Origin of the sequence: Amycolatopsis sp. CFH S0740 (assembly GCF_004522315.1) — a bacterium.
GTDB classification, from domain to species: domain Bacteria; phylum Actinomycetota; class Actinomycetes; order Mycobacteriales; family Pseudonocardiaceae; genus Amycolatopsis; species Amycolatopsis nivea.
Genome location: NZ_SDLS01000034.1, coordinates 53,994 through 68,408, shown reverse-complemented (window position 1 = coordinate 68,408; position 14,415 = coordinate 53,994). Strand labels below are relative to the sequence as shown.

16 protein-coding genes are annotated in these 14,415 nt (G+C 70.9%); 7 read left to right on the top strand and 9 right to left on the bottom strand.

Features of this window, described 5'->3' with window-relative positions; genetic code table 11:
• Positions 1-109: 109 nt before the first annotated feature.
• Positions 110-1,255, bottom strand: a complete 1,146-nt coding sequence (locus EIZ45_RS38460) for a 4-hydroxybenzoate 3-monooxygenase (RefSeq protein WP_134668467.1) — start codon at positions 1,253-1,255, stop codon at positions 110-112.
• A 118-nt stretch (positions 1,256-1,373) separates the two neighbouring features.
• A complete protein-coding gene (locus EIZ45_RS38455) occupies positions 1,374-2,069 on the bottom strand; it encodes a helix-turn-helix transcriptional regulator (RefSeq protein ID WP_078870227.1) in 696 nt (231 codons plus the stop codon).
• A gap of 297 nt (positions 2,070-2,366) precedes the next feature.
• On the opposite strand from EIZ45_RS38455, the gene EIZ45_RS38450 reads away from it, so the two are divergent.
• From EIZ45_RS38450 to EIZ45_RS38440, 3 genes are all read left to right on the top strand, one after another.
• A complete protein-coding gene (locus EIZ45_RS38450) occupies positions 2,367-3,257 on the top strand; it encodes a RecB family exonuclease (protein ID WP_037806489.1) in 891 nt (296 codons plus the stop codon).
• Entirely contained in the window at positions 3,257-4,048 is a 792-nt protein-coding gene (locus tag EIZ45_RS38445) for a thioesterase family protein (RefSeq protein WP_134668464.1), read from the top strand. Before EIZ45_RS38450 ends, EIZ45_RS38445 begins: the two co-directional genes overlap by 1 nt.
• 62 nt (positions 4,049-4,110) lie before the next feature.
• Entirely contained in the window at positions 4,111-5,046 is a 936-nt protein-coding gene (locus EIZ45_RS38440; protein ID WP_134668462.1) for a ParA family protein, read from the top strand.
• 66 nt (positions 5,047-5,112) lie between these two features.
• On the opposite strand, the gene hisG is transcribed toward EIZ45_RS38440, so the two are convergent.
• From hisG to EIZ45_RS38425, 3 genes are all read right to left on the bottom strand, one after another.
• Complete coding sequence (gene hisG / locus EIZ45_RS38435; RefSeq protein ID WP_037806495.1) at positions 5,113-5,958, bottom strand: ATP phosphoribosyltransferase; 846 nt, start codon at positions 5,956-5,958, stop codon at positions 5,113-5,115.
• Positions 5,959-5,993: 35 nt separating this feature from the next.
• Positions 5,994-6,257: a phosphoribosyl-ATP diphosphatase gene (locus EIZ45_RS38430; protein WP_027927607.1), complete on the bottom strand. Its 264-nt coding sequence runs from the start codon at positions 6,255-6,257 to the stop codon at positions 5,994-5,996.
• Between the two features lie 64 nt (positions 6,258-6,321).
• Positions 6,322-7,008, bottom strand: coding sequence for an HAD family phosphatase (locus EIZ45_RS38425; RefSeq protein WP_255443755.1), 687 nt, complete (start codon positions 7,006-7,008; stop codon positions 6,322-6,324).
• Between the two features lie 151 nt (positions 7,009-7,159).
• Between EIZ45_RS38425 and EIZ45_RS38420 the strand changes: the two genes are divergently transcribed.
• Complete coding sequence (locus EIZ45_RS38420) at positions 7,160-8,071, top strand: PAC2 family protein (RefSeq protein WP_037806497.1); 912 nt, start codon at positions 7,160-7,162, stop codon at positions 8,069-8,071.
• 263 nt (positions 8,072-8,334) lie between these two features.
• On the top strand, positions 8,335-8,604 hold the full coding sequence (locus EIZ45_RS38415; protein ID WP_043830464.1) for a hypothetical protein: 270 nt from the start codon (positions 8,335-8,337) through the stop codon (positions 8,602-8,604).
• Positions 8,605-8,641: 37 nt separating this feature from the next.
• On the opposite strand, the gene EIZ45_RS38410 is transcribed toward EIZ45_RS38415, so the two are convergent.
• The 4 genes from EIZ45_RS38410 to EIZ45_RS38395 all read right to left on the bottom strand — a co-directional run bounded on the left by EIZ45_RS38410 (position 8,642) and on the right by EIZ45_RS38395 (position 11,925).
• Positions 8,642-9,472 carry a metallophosphoesterase gene (locus tag EIZ45_RS38410; RefSeq protein ID WP_043830467.1) on the bottom strand — a complete coding sequence of 277 codons (831 nt, stop codon included), beginning with the start codon at positions 9,470-9,472 and terminating at the stop codon, positions 8,642-8,644.
• Positions 9,436-10,692, bottom strand: a complete 1,257-nt coding sequence (locus tag EIZ45_RS38405) for an MFS transporter (protein ID WP_043830468.1) — start codon at positions 10,690-10,692, stop codon at positions 9,436-9,438. The genes EIZ45_RS38410 and EIZ45_RS38405 overlap by 37 nt, the downstream gene beginning before the upstream one ends.
• Positions 10,689-11,273, bottom strand: a complete 585-nt coding sequence (locus EIZ45_RS38400; protein WP_134668460.1) for a helix-turn-helix transcriptional regulator — start codon at positions 11,271-11,273, stop codon at positions 10,689-10,691. Before EIZ45_RS38400 ends, EIZ45_RS38405 begins: the two co-directional genes overlap by 4 nt.
• Before the next feature lie 82 nt (positions 11,274-11,355).
• Complete coding sequence (locus EIZ45_RS38395) at positions 11,356-11,925, bottom strand: dienelactone hydrolase family protein (protein ID WP_134668458.1); 570 nt, start codon at positions 11,923-11,925, stop codon at positions 11,356-11,358.
• A gap of 66 nt (positions 11,926-11,991) precedes the next feature.
• On the opposite strand from EIZ45_RS38395, the gene EIZ45_RS38390 reads away from it, so the two are divergent.
• Together EIZ45_RS38390 and EIZ45_RS38385 are read left to right on the top strand one after the other, a co-directional pair.
• A complete protein-coding gene (locus EIZ45_RS38390; RefSeq protein WP_134668455.1) occupies positions 11,992-12,549 on the top strand; it encodes a transcriptional regulator in 558 nt (185 codons plus the stop codon).
• A gap of 193 nt (positions 12,550-12,742) precedes the next feature.
• Entirely contained in the window at positions 12,743-14,368 is a 1,626-nt protein-coding gene (locus EIZ45_RS38385) for an ABC-F family ATP-binding cassette domain-containing protein (protein ID WP_134668453.1), read from the top strand.
• The last annotated feature ends 47 nt before the right edge of the window (positions 14,369-14,415 follow it).

The following is a 14,415-nucleotide window of genomic DNA, read 5'->3' as shown; positions in this document are numbered from 1 at the left end:
GACCCGGTCTCCCCGGACGGGTGGTGTCGGTCTCGCCCCGGCCGGTCCGTGAAGGGCTCCTTCCGGGAATCTGGTTCCGGCAAGGAGCCCTTCACGGACCCAGCCCGGGTCAGGCGGAGCGCGGCCGGACGAGGTTCTCCAGATTCGCGAGCGCGACCCGCTTCCGGAACTCTCCGCGGTAGGAGGCGTCGCCGGAGTCGTGCATCGCGTCGGTCATCCAGACCGCCGACGCCTGCCGTTCCCAGACGTGCGCCAGACAGGTGTCGGAGTAGCTATCCAGCGAGCTCGGATCGTCCTTCTCCACCTGATGGACGAGCGCGTGCGCGAGCACCTCCGCGTCGTGCAGCGCGAGGCTCATCCCCTCGGCGCTCATCGGCGAAATCAGGTGCGCCGCATCCCCGAGAAGGCACAGCCTGCCGTAGCGCATCGGGCTGAACACGACCCCGCGCAGCGGCACCACCTGCTTCGTCACGATCGGCCCGCGCGGCACCGGCGCGGCGAACCTGGCGCCGAGTTCGTCCCAGACCCGCTCGTCCGGCCAGTCGCTCACAGTGTCGCCGAGCGGACACTGCAGGTAGATCCGGCTCGCGTTCAGCCCACGGGTGATCTGCGCGGCGAAGCCCCGGGAGTGCACTGCCATCACCGCCGACGGATCAGCGGGCACTTCCGCCAGGACGCTCAGCCAGGCGTACCCGAACTCGTGGCTCTGGCAGGCGAGAACTCCCTCCGGGATCGCCGTCCGGCTGACGCCGTGGAAACCGTCGGCCCCGGCGACGAACGCACAGTCGATCGTGTGGGTGCCCTCGCCGTCCCGGTAGCGCACCCGGGGCTGCTCGGTGTCGAGCCCGTCCAGTGCGACGTCCTCCGCCTCGAACCGGAGGTCGCCGCCGTCGCGGAGGAAGATCCGGATGAGGTTCCGGACGAGCACCTGCTGCGGGATGAACGCGCCCGCGCCGTCCTCGCCGGTGTCCATCCGCCAGGTGCGCTTGTCGCCGTGGAGGATCAGCGGCAGAACGGCGTCGGACCGCTCGCCGCCGTGCCCCTCGACGGCCTCGCCGACTCCCCATTCGTGCAGCATCCGCACGCCGCGGCCGTCGAGAGAACCGGCTCTCTGCCGCTGTTCGACGTGCTCGCGGCTGTTCTTTTCCAAGACCGTGCAAGGGATCCCGCTGCGAAGGAGGAACGTGCCGAGCGCGAGCCCGGCCACCCCGCCGCCCACGACGACCACGGTGGTCTTCCCGTTTGCCTGTGCCATGTTTCATTCCCCGAAAGAGTGCTGGTGAACTGGATGATCACCACTCTCTTCCCGGCCGCGGACCGGCGGCCACCGAGCATCGGGCGCCCGGTAACGAAAACCCGCCAACTTGCTCCCGCTACTCGCCGCGGTCGCGCAATCCGGCCTGGTACCGCCCCGGCGTCTGCCCGACCAGCGCCGTGAACGCCCCGATGAACGCCGACGGATTCGACCATCCGCACGCGATCGCCGTGTCGGTCACCGATGCGCCCCCGGTGAGCTGGAACAACGCGTGGTGGATCCGCAACACCGTGCGCCACCGCTGAAAACTCATGCCGAGATCGGCATGGAACAACCGGCTGAGCGTGCGTTCGCTGGCCCCCGCGACGCGCCCCAGCTCAGCCAGGGTCTCGCCCCGCCCCGGGTCCTCGTGCAGCATCTCGGTGACGGCCCGCAACCGGTCGTCGCGCGGCTCCGGAAGATGCAGCGACTCCCCCGGAACCTCCCCGAGCTCGTCGAGCACCACCGCCCGAACCCGCCGCACCGCCTCGGCCGACCGCTCCTTCTCGCCGGTCAACGCCAAAATGCCCGCCCGCAGCAACGGCGACACCGCGAACACGCAAGGCTGCCGAGCCAACGCCCCGCACTCCTCAGCGGGAACAGCGAGAATCCGCGCGTCCGTGCGCCCGTAGAACCGGTGGGAATGCTCGAACCCCGGCGGAGTCCACGTAACGCGATCCGCGGGCGCGACCCAGGTCCCGAACTCGGTAGTGGTGGCGAACACCCCGCTGGCCGCGTAAACCAGCTGCCCGCTCGCATGGGAATGCCGCCCCATCCGATACCCGCCCGGCAACCACCCCGCCCCCCTGCGGCGTCACCCCGCCCACCTTCCCCACCACCCCGACCCTAGCGACAACACCCCCCAACCCAGCCACCAAAACCCAGCCACCCCCAAGCCCTCACTCCCGACCCAGCCCCCACGCGGGATCGCGTCGGCGTGCCGAGGAGCAGCGTGCACGGCCCCCCGGGCCGGGCGCGCTGCTCCTCGGCACGCCGACTTGAAGGCGATCCCGCCGCCCCGGCGGAGCCGGGGCAAACACAATTGTCGTACCCCAGGGTTACGCTCTGCCCCATGTCCGACACCGCTACGGTCACCACCCCTCCCGGTTCCGACGCGCCTGCCCGCAGGCGGCCCGCGTTGTCGCCGTCCCGGGCGAGCGACTTCAAGCAGTGCCCGCTGCTCTACCGGTTCCGCGCGGTCGATCGGCTGCCGGAGGTGCCCACCCGGGCACAGCTGCGCGGCACGCTCGTCCACGCGGTCCTGGAGCGGCTTTTCGCGCTGCCCGCCGCCGAACGCGTCGCGCCGCGGGCGAAGGAGCTGCTCGCGCCGACTTGGACGGAGCTGTCCAGCGACAGTCCGGAGTGGACGGAGCTGTTCGCGGACGGCGAACCCGGGGAGACCGACAAGTGGCTGGCCTCGGCCGAAAAGCTGCTTGATTCGTATTTCGAGCTGGAAGATCCGCGCAGGCTGGAGCCGGAGGCGTGCGAGCTGCACGTGGAGATCGAGCTGGGTTCGGGGGTGCTGCTGCGCGGGTACATCGACCGGGTGGACGTCGCGCCGACCGGCGAGATCCGGGTCGTGGACTACAAAACCGGGGCCGCTCCTCGCGAAATCGGCGAGGCCAAAGCACTCTTCCAGATGAAGTTCTACGCGCTGGTGCTGTGGCGGTTGCGCGGGGTCGTCCCGCGGCAGCTGAAGCTGATGTACCTGACCGACGGCCAGTCGCTGGCCTACACGCCGGACGAGGCCGAGCTGGTCCGGTTCGAGCGCACGCTGGAGGCGATCTGGCAGGCGATCCTGAAGGCGGGCAAGACCGGCGATTTCCGGCCGAACAAGGGCAGGCTGTGCTCGTGGTGCGACCACCAGGCGCATTGCCCGGAGTTCGGCGGGACGCCGCCGGAGTATCCGGGCTGGCCGGAGCCGGATCCGGGCGAGGAGACGGTATTGGACCGGGCCGACTGATGGGCGACGCGTTCTTCCTCCCGCTCGGCGGCGAGCGGTACGAGGCGACTGAGCACACCACCGGTCCGTGGAGTCCCGGCGCGCAGCATTTCGGTCCGCCGTCGGCGCTGCTGGTGCGCGGGCTCGAGCGGCTGGAGTCGCCGCATCCGGCGCAGCTGGCCCGGGTCACGGTGGAAATCCTCGGTCCGGCTCCGGTGGGCGAACTGGAGCAGCGGTCGTGGGTCGAACGGCCGGGCCGGACGGTCGAATTGGTCCAGTCCGAGCTGGCCGCGAACGGCCGGACGGTCGCGCGGGCGTCGGGATGGCGGATCGCGACGTCCGACACCGCCGAGATCGCCACCGACGGCGGTCCGCTGCTGCCCGCGGCCGACGCGGGCAGCGAGGCGGCTTTCCCGGACGACTGGGAGGGCGGTTACCTGCACGCGATCGAATGGCGTGCGGTGCGCGGCTCGATCTCCGCGCCGGGCCCGGCCGCGGTGTGGGCGCGGCAGCGGTATCCGCTGGTAGACGGCGAGGAACCGACGGGGCTGCAGCGGCTGTTCGCCATCGCCGACTCCGGCAACGGGGTGTCGCATTTCCTGCCGGCCGCGAAGTGGTGGTTCATCAACTCGGAACTCACCGTGCACCTGCGCCGGATCCCCGAGGGCGAGTGGATCGGGCTGGACGCGGTCACGCTGGTCGGGCCGCACGGGATCGGCACCGCGAGCAGTACTCTGCACGATCGGTCCGGTCCGGTCGGCACCGGCGCGCAGGCTTTGCTGGTGCGTCCGCGACAGGCCGGGGGCGGATGAGCGCGCCGCGGCGGGCAAGTCCGATAGCCTTCGCGGAACGACCGACAAGGGAGCGCTCCGGCATGCAGATCACCTCGGTGGTCAACCAGAAGGGCGGGGTGGGCAAAACCTCGCTGAGCGTGGGCGCGGCGGCGGCCCTCGCCGAACGCGGCAGGCGGGTGCTGCTCGTCGACCTCGACCCGCAGGGGCACGCGACGACCGAGATGCTCGGCATGGACGAGGTCCCGGCGGACGCGCCGAGCCTGGCGAAGGCGCTGACCAAGCTGTGGAAGGGCCCGATCGAGCAGTTGGCGGTGCCGCATCCGCGCAGCAACCTGGGCCGCGGCGGCGCGTTCGACGTGATCCCGACGTCGCCGGGGATGTTCGACCTGATCCGCAGGCTGGACCAGTTCCGGGTGCCCGGCTGGCAGCTGGCGCGGGTGATCCAGTTCGCGCACTACGACCACGTGATCATCGACTGCCCGCCGGCCCAGGACGTGCTGACGAACAACGCGCTGGCGGCGTCGCACGGGATCCTGGTGCCGGTCCAGCCGGACAAGACGAGCATCCGGGCGCTGCGTCTGCTGTCGGAACAGGTCCGCTACGTCGAGCAGACCACCGGCCGCGCCCCGATCTCGTGGTTCGGCATCGTGCCGGGCCTGTACCGCCGCCCGATCTCGCACTACGCCGCGGCCGCGCTCCAGGAGATGTACTCCTTCGGCGTCCCGATGCTCTCGCACGTCCCGCTGGGCGTCGTGATGAACGAGGCCGCGGCGCACGGCGTCCCGGTCACGACGTTCGCCCCGGAAACCATCCAAGCGGTGTCGTTCCGGGAAATCGCCGAGACCTTGGACAGCTACCTGGCGCAGAACCCGGGCCCCACCGAGGTTCCCGCTGACGACGAGTTCGTCTTCGAGGACTTCATCTCCGAGGTCGCCGTCGCCCGCAACGTCAACGACAACGGCGCGCGCAAGAGGCTGTACGACCTGATGCCGAAGCGCCCGGACCGCCCGCGCTGACCACCGTCCACATGCGACAGAGGGCGTCCCCTCCGAAGAGAAGACGCCCTCTGCTCAAGCGGTTTCCTACAACCGGCAGGAGCGGATGTCGGACGCCAGCACCGCTTTCGCGCCGGTTTCGGCCAGCTCGTCCATGATCCGGTTGACTTCCTTGCGCGGCACCATCGCCCGCACCGCGACCCACTTCTCGTCCGCCAGCGGCGCGACCGTCGGCGACTCCAGTCCCGGCGTGATCGAAATGGCCTGGTCGAGGATGTCCCGCGGGCAGTCGTAGTCGAGCATCATGTAGTGCTGCGCGAAAACGACGCCCTGCAGCCGGGCCGCCAGCTGCGACTTCGCCCGGGATCCTTCGCTCCCGGCCCGCTGCAGCAAGACCGCCTCGGACGCGCAGATCGGCTCCCCGAACGCCACGAGATTGTGCTGCCGCAGCGACCGCCCGGACTCGACCACGTCCGCGATCGCGTCCGCGACCCCGAGCTGGATCGAGATCTCCACGGCGCCGTCGAGCCGGATGACCTCGGCCTCGACGCCGTGGCGGGCGAGGTCGTCGCGGACCAGCCGCGGGTACGACGTCGCGAGCCGCTTTCCGTGCAGGTCGGCCGGTTTCCAGTCCCGTCCGGCGGGAGCGGCGTAGCGGAAGGTCGAGGCGCCGAACCCGAGCGCGAGCACCTCCTCGACCGGCGCGCCCGAATCGAGCGCGAGGTCGCGGCCGGTGATGCCGAGGTCGAGCTCGCCGGACCCGACGTAGATGGCGATGTCCTTCGGGCGGAGGAAGAAGAACTCGACCTCGTTGACCGGGTCGAGGACGGTCAGGTCCTTGCCGTCATGTCGCTTGCGGTAGCCCGCCTCGGAAAGCATCTCCGCCGAAGCGGCGGCGAGGGCTCCCTTGTTCGGCACGGCAACACGCAGCATTTCGGTCTCTCCTCGGTCTCCGGTGCGCGAGCGCGTCACAGGTAGCGGTACACGTCCTCGGTCGAGATTCCCCGGCCGAGCATGAGCACCTGCACCCGGTACAGCAGCTGCGAGATCTCTTCCGACAGCCGGTCGTCGGACTCGTGCTCGGCGGCGATCCACACCTCGCCCGCCTCTTCGAGCACCTTCTTGCCCTGTGCGTGCACCCCGGCGTCCAGTGCGGCGACGGTGCCGGACCCGTCGGGACGGGTACGCGCGCGCTCGGCAAGCTCCGCGAACAGCTCATCGAAGGTCTTCACAGGGCCGAATCCTTTCATCCCGCGCTCGTCCGCGCCGCTCCGGGTGACCCGGAAGCCGCCGAGGTCACAGCTGGGGCAGCAGCGCGGCCAGTTCGGGCACGCCGACGCCGGCCAGCGACGTGCGGAACACCCGGCGCGGACCGTCCGGGACGTCGACGTCGTTGGGCACGACGAGCACCGTGCAGCCAGCGGTTTCGGCCGATTCGGCGCCCGGCGGCGAGTCCTCGACCGCGACGCACCGCTCCGGCGCCACGCCGAGCAGCTCGGCGGCCTTCAGGTACGGCCGCGGGAGGGGTTTGTTCTGGCCGTCGACCTCGTCGCCGCAGACTGTGACGTCGAAGAAATCCCGCCCGATCGTGTCGAGCGCGAGCTCGGTCAGCGCCCGTTCGGTGGAGGTGACCAGCGCGGACTTGAGCCCGGCCGCGCGGACCGCGGCCAGCGCCTCGCGCGCGCCCGGACGCCACGGCAGCGCGTCGTCGAACAGCCCGGCGGTGCGGCGGCGGATCCCCTCCCCCGTCTCCGCGACCGCTTCCGGGGTGACCGGGCGGCCGGTCTGCTCCAGCAGCACGGTGGCGGTGGCGTCCATGTTGGACCCCACGAGGGTCATCCGGACTTCCTCCGACAGCGTGCCGCCGAGCGCCTCGGCGGCCTCGTACAGCGCGACGTCCCACAGTTTCTCGGAATCGACGAGGGTGCCGTCCATGTCCCAGAGGACAGCCGCCAATCCGTCCGAAGAGGACGGTGCAGTCACAGTTTCTCCTTGTCCGGTGCGGCGCCCCGGCGGGGCGCGCTCCCCTCCAGCGTCCCACGCGGGCCGCCGTGAGCGGGGCCACACCCGTTCCGTGACACGCGGGGCCGGACACACTGCGCAGCGTAGGTGGCCGAGGCCGTAGGCTGGTCAGGTGAGTGAGCCTGTCGACGACACCCCGCGGCCCGGCGACCCGGAGCAGGACCGCGCCGATGCCCCGCGCCCGATCATGATCCTGGCCTTCGAGGGCTGGAACGACGCGGGCGACGCGGCCAGCCAGGCGATCGAACACCTCCAGCTTTCCTGGGACGCGACGCCGCTGGCCGAGATCGAGCCGGACGACTACTACGACTTCCAGGTCAGCCGCCCCACGGTGAAGATGGTCGACGGCATCACCCGGCGGGTCGAATGGCCGACCACCCGATTGTCGGTGTGCCGTCCCGAGGGCTTCGACCGCGACCTGGTGCTGGTGCAGGGCCCGGAGCCGAACATGCGCTGGCGCAAGTTCTGCGCGGAGATCGTCGAGCACGTCCAGGAACTGGACGTGTCGATGGTGGTCGCGCTCGGCGCCCTGCTGGCCGACACCGCGCACACCCGCCCGGTCCCGGTCACCGGGTCGGCCTACGACAAGGACACCGCGAGCAAGTACCGGCTCGAGGTGAACAACTACCAGGGCCCGACCGGGATCGTCGGGATCCTCCAGGACTACTGCGTGCAGGCGGGCATCCCGGCGGTGTCGATCTGGGCCGCGGTCCCGCACTACGTCTCGCACCCGCCGTCGCCGAAGGCCACGCTCGCGCTGCTGCACAAGCTGGAGGACGTCCTCGACGTCGAGATCCCGCTGGGCGCGCTGCCGGAGCAGGCCGAGGAATGGCAGCAGACGGTCAGCGAGATGGCCGACGAGGACGAGGAAATCAGCGAGTACGTGCGCAGCCTCGAGGAACGCGGCGACGCCGAGACCGACTTCACCATGGAGGAGGTCTCGGGCGACAAGATCGCCGCCGAGTTCGAGCGCTACCTGCGGCGGCGCCGTCCCGGACAGGACGGCGGGTTCGGCCTCCGCTGACCCCGTCGTGCACGCCGCCCACTGCTCGTGAGCGGCGATGCCGGTTCTAACCGGCGCCGGCACTCACGACCCCTCGCTCCGGCCGCCACGAGCGAGGGAACGCACCGTGATCACTCGACTTCGAACAGTCACCCCAACCGCTCACCCGAATGACGGCGCCTGCGCCGCCGACTGATCGCGCCGCGCTGCTCTGGTGCCGCGGCAAGCCCGTCTCGTTGACTGGCCTGGCGCGAGCGACGTCGCGCGGACCAGGAGGTACGGGAATGTTCGGCAAGGCACTAGCGGCGGTGGTGCTCGCGGCGGGCGCGATCACCGCGTCGGCGGCGACAGCGTCGGCGGCACCGGTTTCGCCGGTGAAGGCGGATGATTTCGGCGCCTGCATGGACTACGCGGTGGGCGAATACGACGTGGAGCCCTGGCTCGCGCACGACGCGTGCGACGCCGGGTCGTTCGAGGAGTGCTACTGGGTCCTGCGCCGCGCCTACGTTCCGGCGCAGGTCGCGGCGACGGCCTGCCGCCTCTCGTTCGACTGATCCGCTGAAGGGGCGCGACCGGGCTGCCCGGTCGCGCTCAGGCGGTGAGCAGTTTCCGCACCGGAACCGCGCCGCGCTCCCGTTTCCGCCACTCGCGCGGATAGCCGAGCGAGACTTCCTCGAACCGCACGCCGTCCGCGGACGTCGTGCGCGGGATGTGCAGGTGCCCGTAGACGGCCAGCTCGGCCCGGTAGCGCAGGTGCCAGTCCTCGGTCTGCGTGGTGCCGCACCAGAGCGCGAAATCGGGGTAGTACAACGGATTCGTCGGGTGCCGGTGCAGCGGCCAGTGCGACATCAGGATCGTGCGGCGGTCGGCCGGGATCGCGTCCAGCCGGTCGCGGCTCACCTTCAGGCGCTGCTCGCACCAAGCCGCGCGCGACTCGTACGGGTCCGGATGCAGGTAGTACTCGTCAGTGCACACGACGCCGATTTCGCGGGCGTGCGCGAGCGCTTCTTCGCGTGTCTTGCCCTCGGTCGCCGGGGTGCGCCAGCTGTAGTCGTAGAACACGAACAGCGGCGCGATGGTCAGCGGTTCCGGGCCGAAGTCCCACACCGGGAACTCGTCCTCGGGCGTGCGCACGTCGATCTCGCGGCACTGCTCGACGAGGAATTCGTACCGCGCCTGGCCGCGCAGCTGGCACGCGTCGTTCGGCGTGGTCCACAGCTCGTGGTTGCCCGGGACCCACACGACCTTCGCGAACCGCTCGCGCAGCCTCGCAAGCGTCTCGCGGATGACCTTGGCGGACTCGGCGACGTCGCCGGCGACGAGCAGCCAGTCGCCGGGATCGTCGGGTACGACCTCGTCGACGATCGGGCCGTTGCCCTCGTGGGTCACGTGGAGGTCGCTGGTGGCGAAGAGAGACGGCACTCGTCCACCGTAACGACTTTCCGCGCCCGGGAGCGCCGGAACCGCCCATTCCCCCACCCCAGAACGACCAGCCCGGCGCTCACGTGGAGACCTGCCTGCACGTTCAGCAGCACTGTCGGCCCGGTCACCGCGACGAGCGCGCCGGCCAGCAGCGAACCGGCCGCCGTGCCCGCGGCCATGAGCGCGTACACCGTGCTCAGCACCCGTCCCGCGCGATCCGGGCCGGTCTCCGCCTGCACGTGCGACAGCAGCCCGGCCCCGGCCACCACGGCGGGGGCGCCGACCGCCATGAACAGCCCGACGTACACCCCGAGCACCGTGGTCGCGCCCGGCAGATTCCAGATCGCCATCGACATCAGCCCGGCGGCGACCAGCCCCCAGCCCTGCAGCAGCACCGGCGCGACCCGGCGCGCCAGCGTCGCCACCGCGAACCCGGCGGCCAGTCCGCCGATCGCCTGGACGCCGCGCAACAACCCGGCGTCGGCCTCGCTGCCGCGCAGGATGTCGAGCACGAACACCACGAACAGCACCAGGAACATGCCCTGCGCGAGCGAGGTCAGCAGCGCCGACACGCTCGTCGCGCGTAGCCGCTTGCCCGCCAGATCGCGGACGCCCGCGAGCCAATCCGTCTGCTCGGGCGCGGTCTTGCGCACCGCCACCCGGCGGAAGGGGAACGCGAGCAGCGTCCCCGCGGCCGCGAGCGCGACGAGGTAGCCGATGATCACGCGATCGAGCCCGCCCCAGCCCAGCAGCGCTCCCCCGGCCCAGCCGCCCGCGAGCCGCGCGACGCTCCCGTTTACGCTCATCAGCCCGTTCGCCGGGGTGACGTCCTCGACGCCGACCAGCTCCGGCACCAGCGCACTGCGCGCCGGTTCGAACACCGACGCCAGCCCCGCTTGCGCCGCCATCACCGCGTAGACCGCCGCGACCGGCAGCTCGGAACTAGCCAGCAGCGGCAGCACCACGACCGCCTGCCCGACGCACACCGTCGCCAGCACGACCCGGCGGTCCCACCGGTCGGCGACGATCCCCGCGACCGGGCTCAGCAGCACCGCGGGCAGCAGGCCGAGCACGATGCTCAACGCCGTCGTGACCGCGGAGCCGGTGCGGACGAACAGGTACACCGGCAGCGCGACCTGCAGCATCCACTCGGCGGTCTCGCCGAAGAACGCGGAGACCCAGAGCCGGGCGAATCCCGGCGCCGCCAGCAGCCGTCTCACGCCGGTTTCCCGTCGTGCCCGATCCGGCGGAAGGCACGCATTCCGAGGAAGACCGCACGAGCGTCGGCGGGCGCGTCCTCGCGGATCGTGCTGACGTACGGCCGGACCAGGTCGTCGATCGCCTCCGTCAGCGCGCTGACTTCCTCGGGCGTCGCTTTCAGGCCGTAGGAGAAGAACCCGCCCGCCTCGCGCCAGTCCTCATCAAGCCGCTCGACCGTATCGAGGTACCGCTGGGTCAGCTCCTGCTCCTCGGCCAGCTCAGTTCCCGCGACCGCCAGCTGCGCCGCTTCCAGCGCCGGATCGCCGTCCGGGCTGCCGAGCACCAGCCCGACCTGGCAGGCCCGCCACGGCCGCTCCCGCCCGTCGCCGCCCTCGGCTCGCTCGACCAGGCCGTGTTCAGCCAGCTTGCGCAGATGCCAGCTGCAGTTCGACGCCGTCGAGCCGACCGCGTCCGCGCACTCGCTGGCGGTCGACGGGCCGACCGCCATCAGGTGGTGCACCAGCGCGGACCGCAGCGGGTGCGCGAGGGCCCGCAGCAGCTCGACGTCGTCGATCCGCTTGCGCGGGGGCAGTTCGGTCATCGGCCCGCCTAACTCTGAAGGGTTTCTTTCGAAACGAACCTTTCAGAGTTGCAGGCGGCTGCCCCCGCGTCAAGGCGCCCGGCTAGAGCGAGGCGAGGAACGAGCGCACGCGCTCCAGAAGCAGACCGGCCGCCTCGGGGTCGTAGGCAGCCAGCGAGGAGTCGGCGAAAAGGTGCTGGTCGCCGGGGTAGACGAACAACTCCGCGTTCGCGGCGGAGCTGACGAGTTCGCGGGCGGACGGCAGGTCCTCCTCGAAGAACTCGTCGTTCTCCTTGCCGTGGATCTGCACCGGAACCCCCTCCGGCCACGCCGTCCCGAACTCCTTGACCGGCAGGCAGGAGTCGAAGAACAACGCGCCGCGCGCTCCCGGCCGGGTCTGCGCGAGCCGCTGCGCGACGGTGACGCCGAAAGAGAACCCGGCGTACACGAGGTCCTGCCCCAGGGCCTCCGCCTCGGCGATCCCGCGTTCCCGCACCTGGTCGAAGCCGGTCTCCCGGGCGAAGGCGAAGCCGTCTTCGATGCTGGCGAACGTCCGGCCCCCGAACAGATCGGGAGTGTGGACGGTGTGCCCGTCCCGGCGCAGTTCGTCGGCGAAACCGCGCACGCCGTCGGTCAAGCCCTGGATGTGGTGGTACAGCACGATTTCGGCCATGCCGGAAATCCCCTCAGTGAACGAACCAGTTATGTGGAACGTTCGGCAACGCTAGTCTGTTCAGCCATGGCGAACAACCCGCCCGACTACGCACTCGCCGATCGGCTGGCCTTGACCGAACCCGCGCAGGTCAAGGCGATCGGACACCCGTTGCGCACTTCGATCCTCCAGTTGCTGCACGAGCGAGCCGCGACCGTGAGCGAGCTCGCGGCGGCGGTGCGCCGCCCCAAGAGCACGGTCGCGCACCACGTGCACGTGCTCGAGGTCAACGGCCTGCTCAAGGTCGTTCGCACGCGCCGGGTGCGCGCCGTCGAGGAGCGGTTCTACGGACGCACCGCGCGCATGTTCTTCGTCGAGCCGGGGCCGGCCATGGGGAACGCGAGGGATTTCAACGACTTCGAGGTGGCGGCCCGCGAATCCGCCGCGGCGTTCGAGGCGGGGATGCTGTGGGGCTTCATCCGGCAGGCACGCATCTCCCCGGAGCAAGCCTCGCAGTTCTGGGACCGGATGGCCGAGCTCGTCGAAGAGTTCGACCGGCTGCCCCGGTCCGGGGACACCACCTACGGCTTCGCGGTCGGCATCTACCCCACCGGCCATCCGGCCTTGCCGCCGCGAGAATCCTGACCGGCGCGAACCGGGCGCCCGAAAAACCGGTTGCGCTCCCCCGCCGCCCCCGCGTTAAGCTCCCGCCCATCATGGACAGCTGAGCCGAGCCCTCCCCGCATCGAGGCCGCTCCCGGTCGAGCCTCCGCTCCCGGGAAGCCGCGCGTTGCCCGTCGGGGATTTCGCTTCCACCGCAAAGGCCCGGTGATCGCTCATGTCTACTGTCCTGCACGCCTCCGACCTCGTTTTCGGTTACGGCGCCCGCACCGTCCTCAACGGCGTTTCGCTCGTCGCGTCGCCCGGGAGGCGGATCGGTCTCGTCGGCGAAAACGGCGTCGGGAAATCAACCTTGCTCCGGCTGCTGGCCGGGCTTGAAGTCCCTCGCGGCGGCGATGTCGTGCGGCACGGCGACCTCGGCTTCCTGTTCCAGGAGCTGCCGTTCGACGGCACCGCACGGGTTTCCGACGTCCTCGACGAGGCGCTCGCCGAGATCCGCACCGCCGCGGCGACGCTCGACAAGCTCGCCGCGGTGCTCGCCGAGCGCCCCGACGACCCGGAGGTGCTCAGCGAGTACGGCCACGTCCTGGAATGGGCGCAGGCCCACGACCTGTGGGACGCGGACCGGCGCGCGGACCTCGTCCTCGCCGGGCTCGGGCTCGGCGACATCAGGCACGACCGGCGGCTGCACACGCTGTCCGGCGGCCAGCGGTCGCGGCTCGGGCTGGCCGCGCTGCTGGTGCGGCGGCCGCGCATCCTGCTGCTCGACGAACCGACCAACCACCTCGACGACAACGCCATGGAATTCCTCGAGCGCCACCTCGCGGAGCTGACCGGCGTCGTCGTGCTGTCCTCGCACGACCGCGTGTTCCTCGACGCGGTCTGCACGGACATCGTGGATCTGGACCCGGTTCCGGCGGACCGCCGCGTCGGCGGTGCGACGCGCTACGGCGGCAGCTACACCGACTACCTCGGCCAGAAAAAGGCCGAGCGGGCCCGCTGGGAACAGCGGTTCACCGAAGAACAGGAGGAACTCAAGCAGCTGCGGGAATCCGTGCACGGCACCGCGCGCCGCGTCGCGCACAACCGAGCGCCGCGGGACAACGCGAAGATGCTCTACGACTTCAAGACCGGTCGCGTGCAGAAACAGATTTCCCGCCGGGTCCGCAACGCCCAGCTCAAGCTCGACACTCTGGAGCGCGAGCAGGTCCGCAAACCGCCCGCGCCGCTGCGGTTCCGGGCCACGCTCACCGCGGACACCGGCGGCGAAGGACCGGCGGTGTCGGTGCGCGGTATCGCGGTTCCGGGCCGGGTGCAGCTGGACGAGCTGGACGTGGACCGCAGCGCGCGGCTTCTCGTGACCGGCGGCAACGGAGCGGGCAAATCCACGCTGCTGTCGGTGCTGGCCGGCCAGCTCACGCCGTCGGCCGGGACTGTCCACTTCGGACCCGGCGTACGAGTGGGGTTGCTGGAGCAGGACGTCACGTTCGCTCGGCCGAAGCGGACCGCTCAGGAGGTGTATCGCGCCGCGGCCGGCGAAACGGCACCTTCGCTGTCCACGCTCGGGTTGCTGCCGCCGAGGGAACACGACCGGCCGGTCGGCGAGCTTTCGGTGGGTCAGCGGCGCCGGCTGGCGCTGGCGGTGCTGCTCGCGGAGCCGCCGGACGTGCTGTTGCTGGACGAGCCGACCAACCACCTGTCGCTCAGCCTGGCCGAGGAACTGTCCGAAGCGCTCGACAGCGCGCCGGGTGCGGTCGTCTTGGCTTCGCATGATCGGTGGTTGCGCCGCCGCTGGGAGGGCGACCACCTGGCGCTGGCGGATGGCCAACGCCAGGATGTATAGGTCGTTATACAGTTAGAACAGCGGGCAGTGGCCGGAAGCGTGTTCCG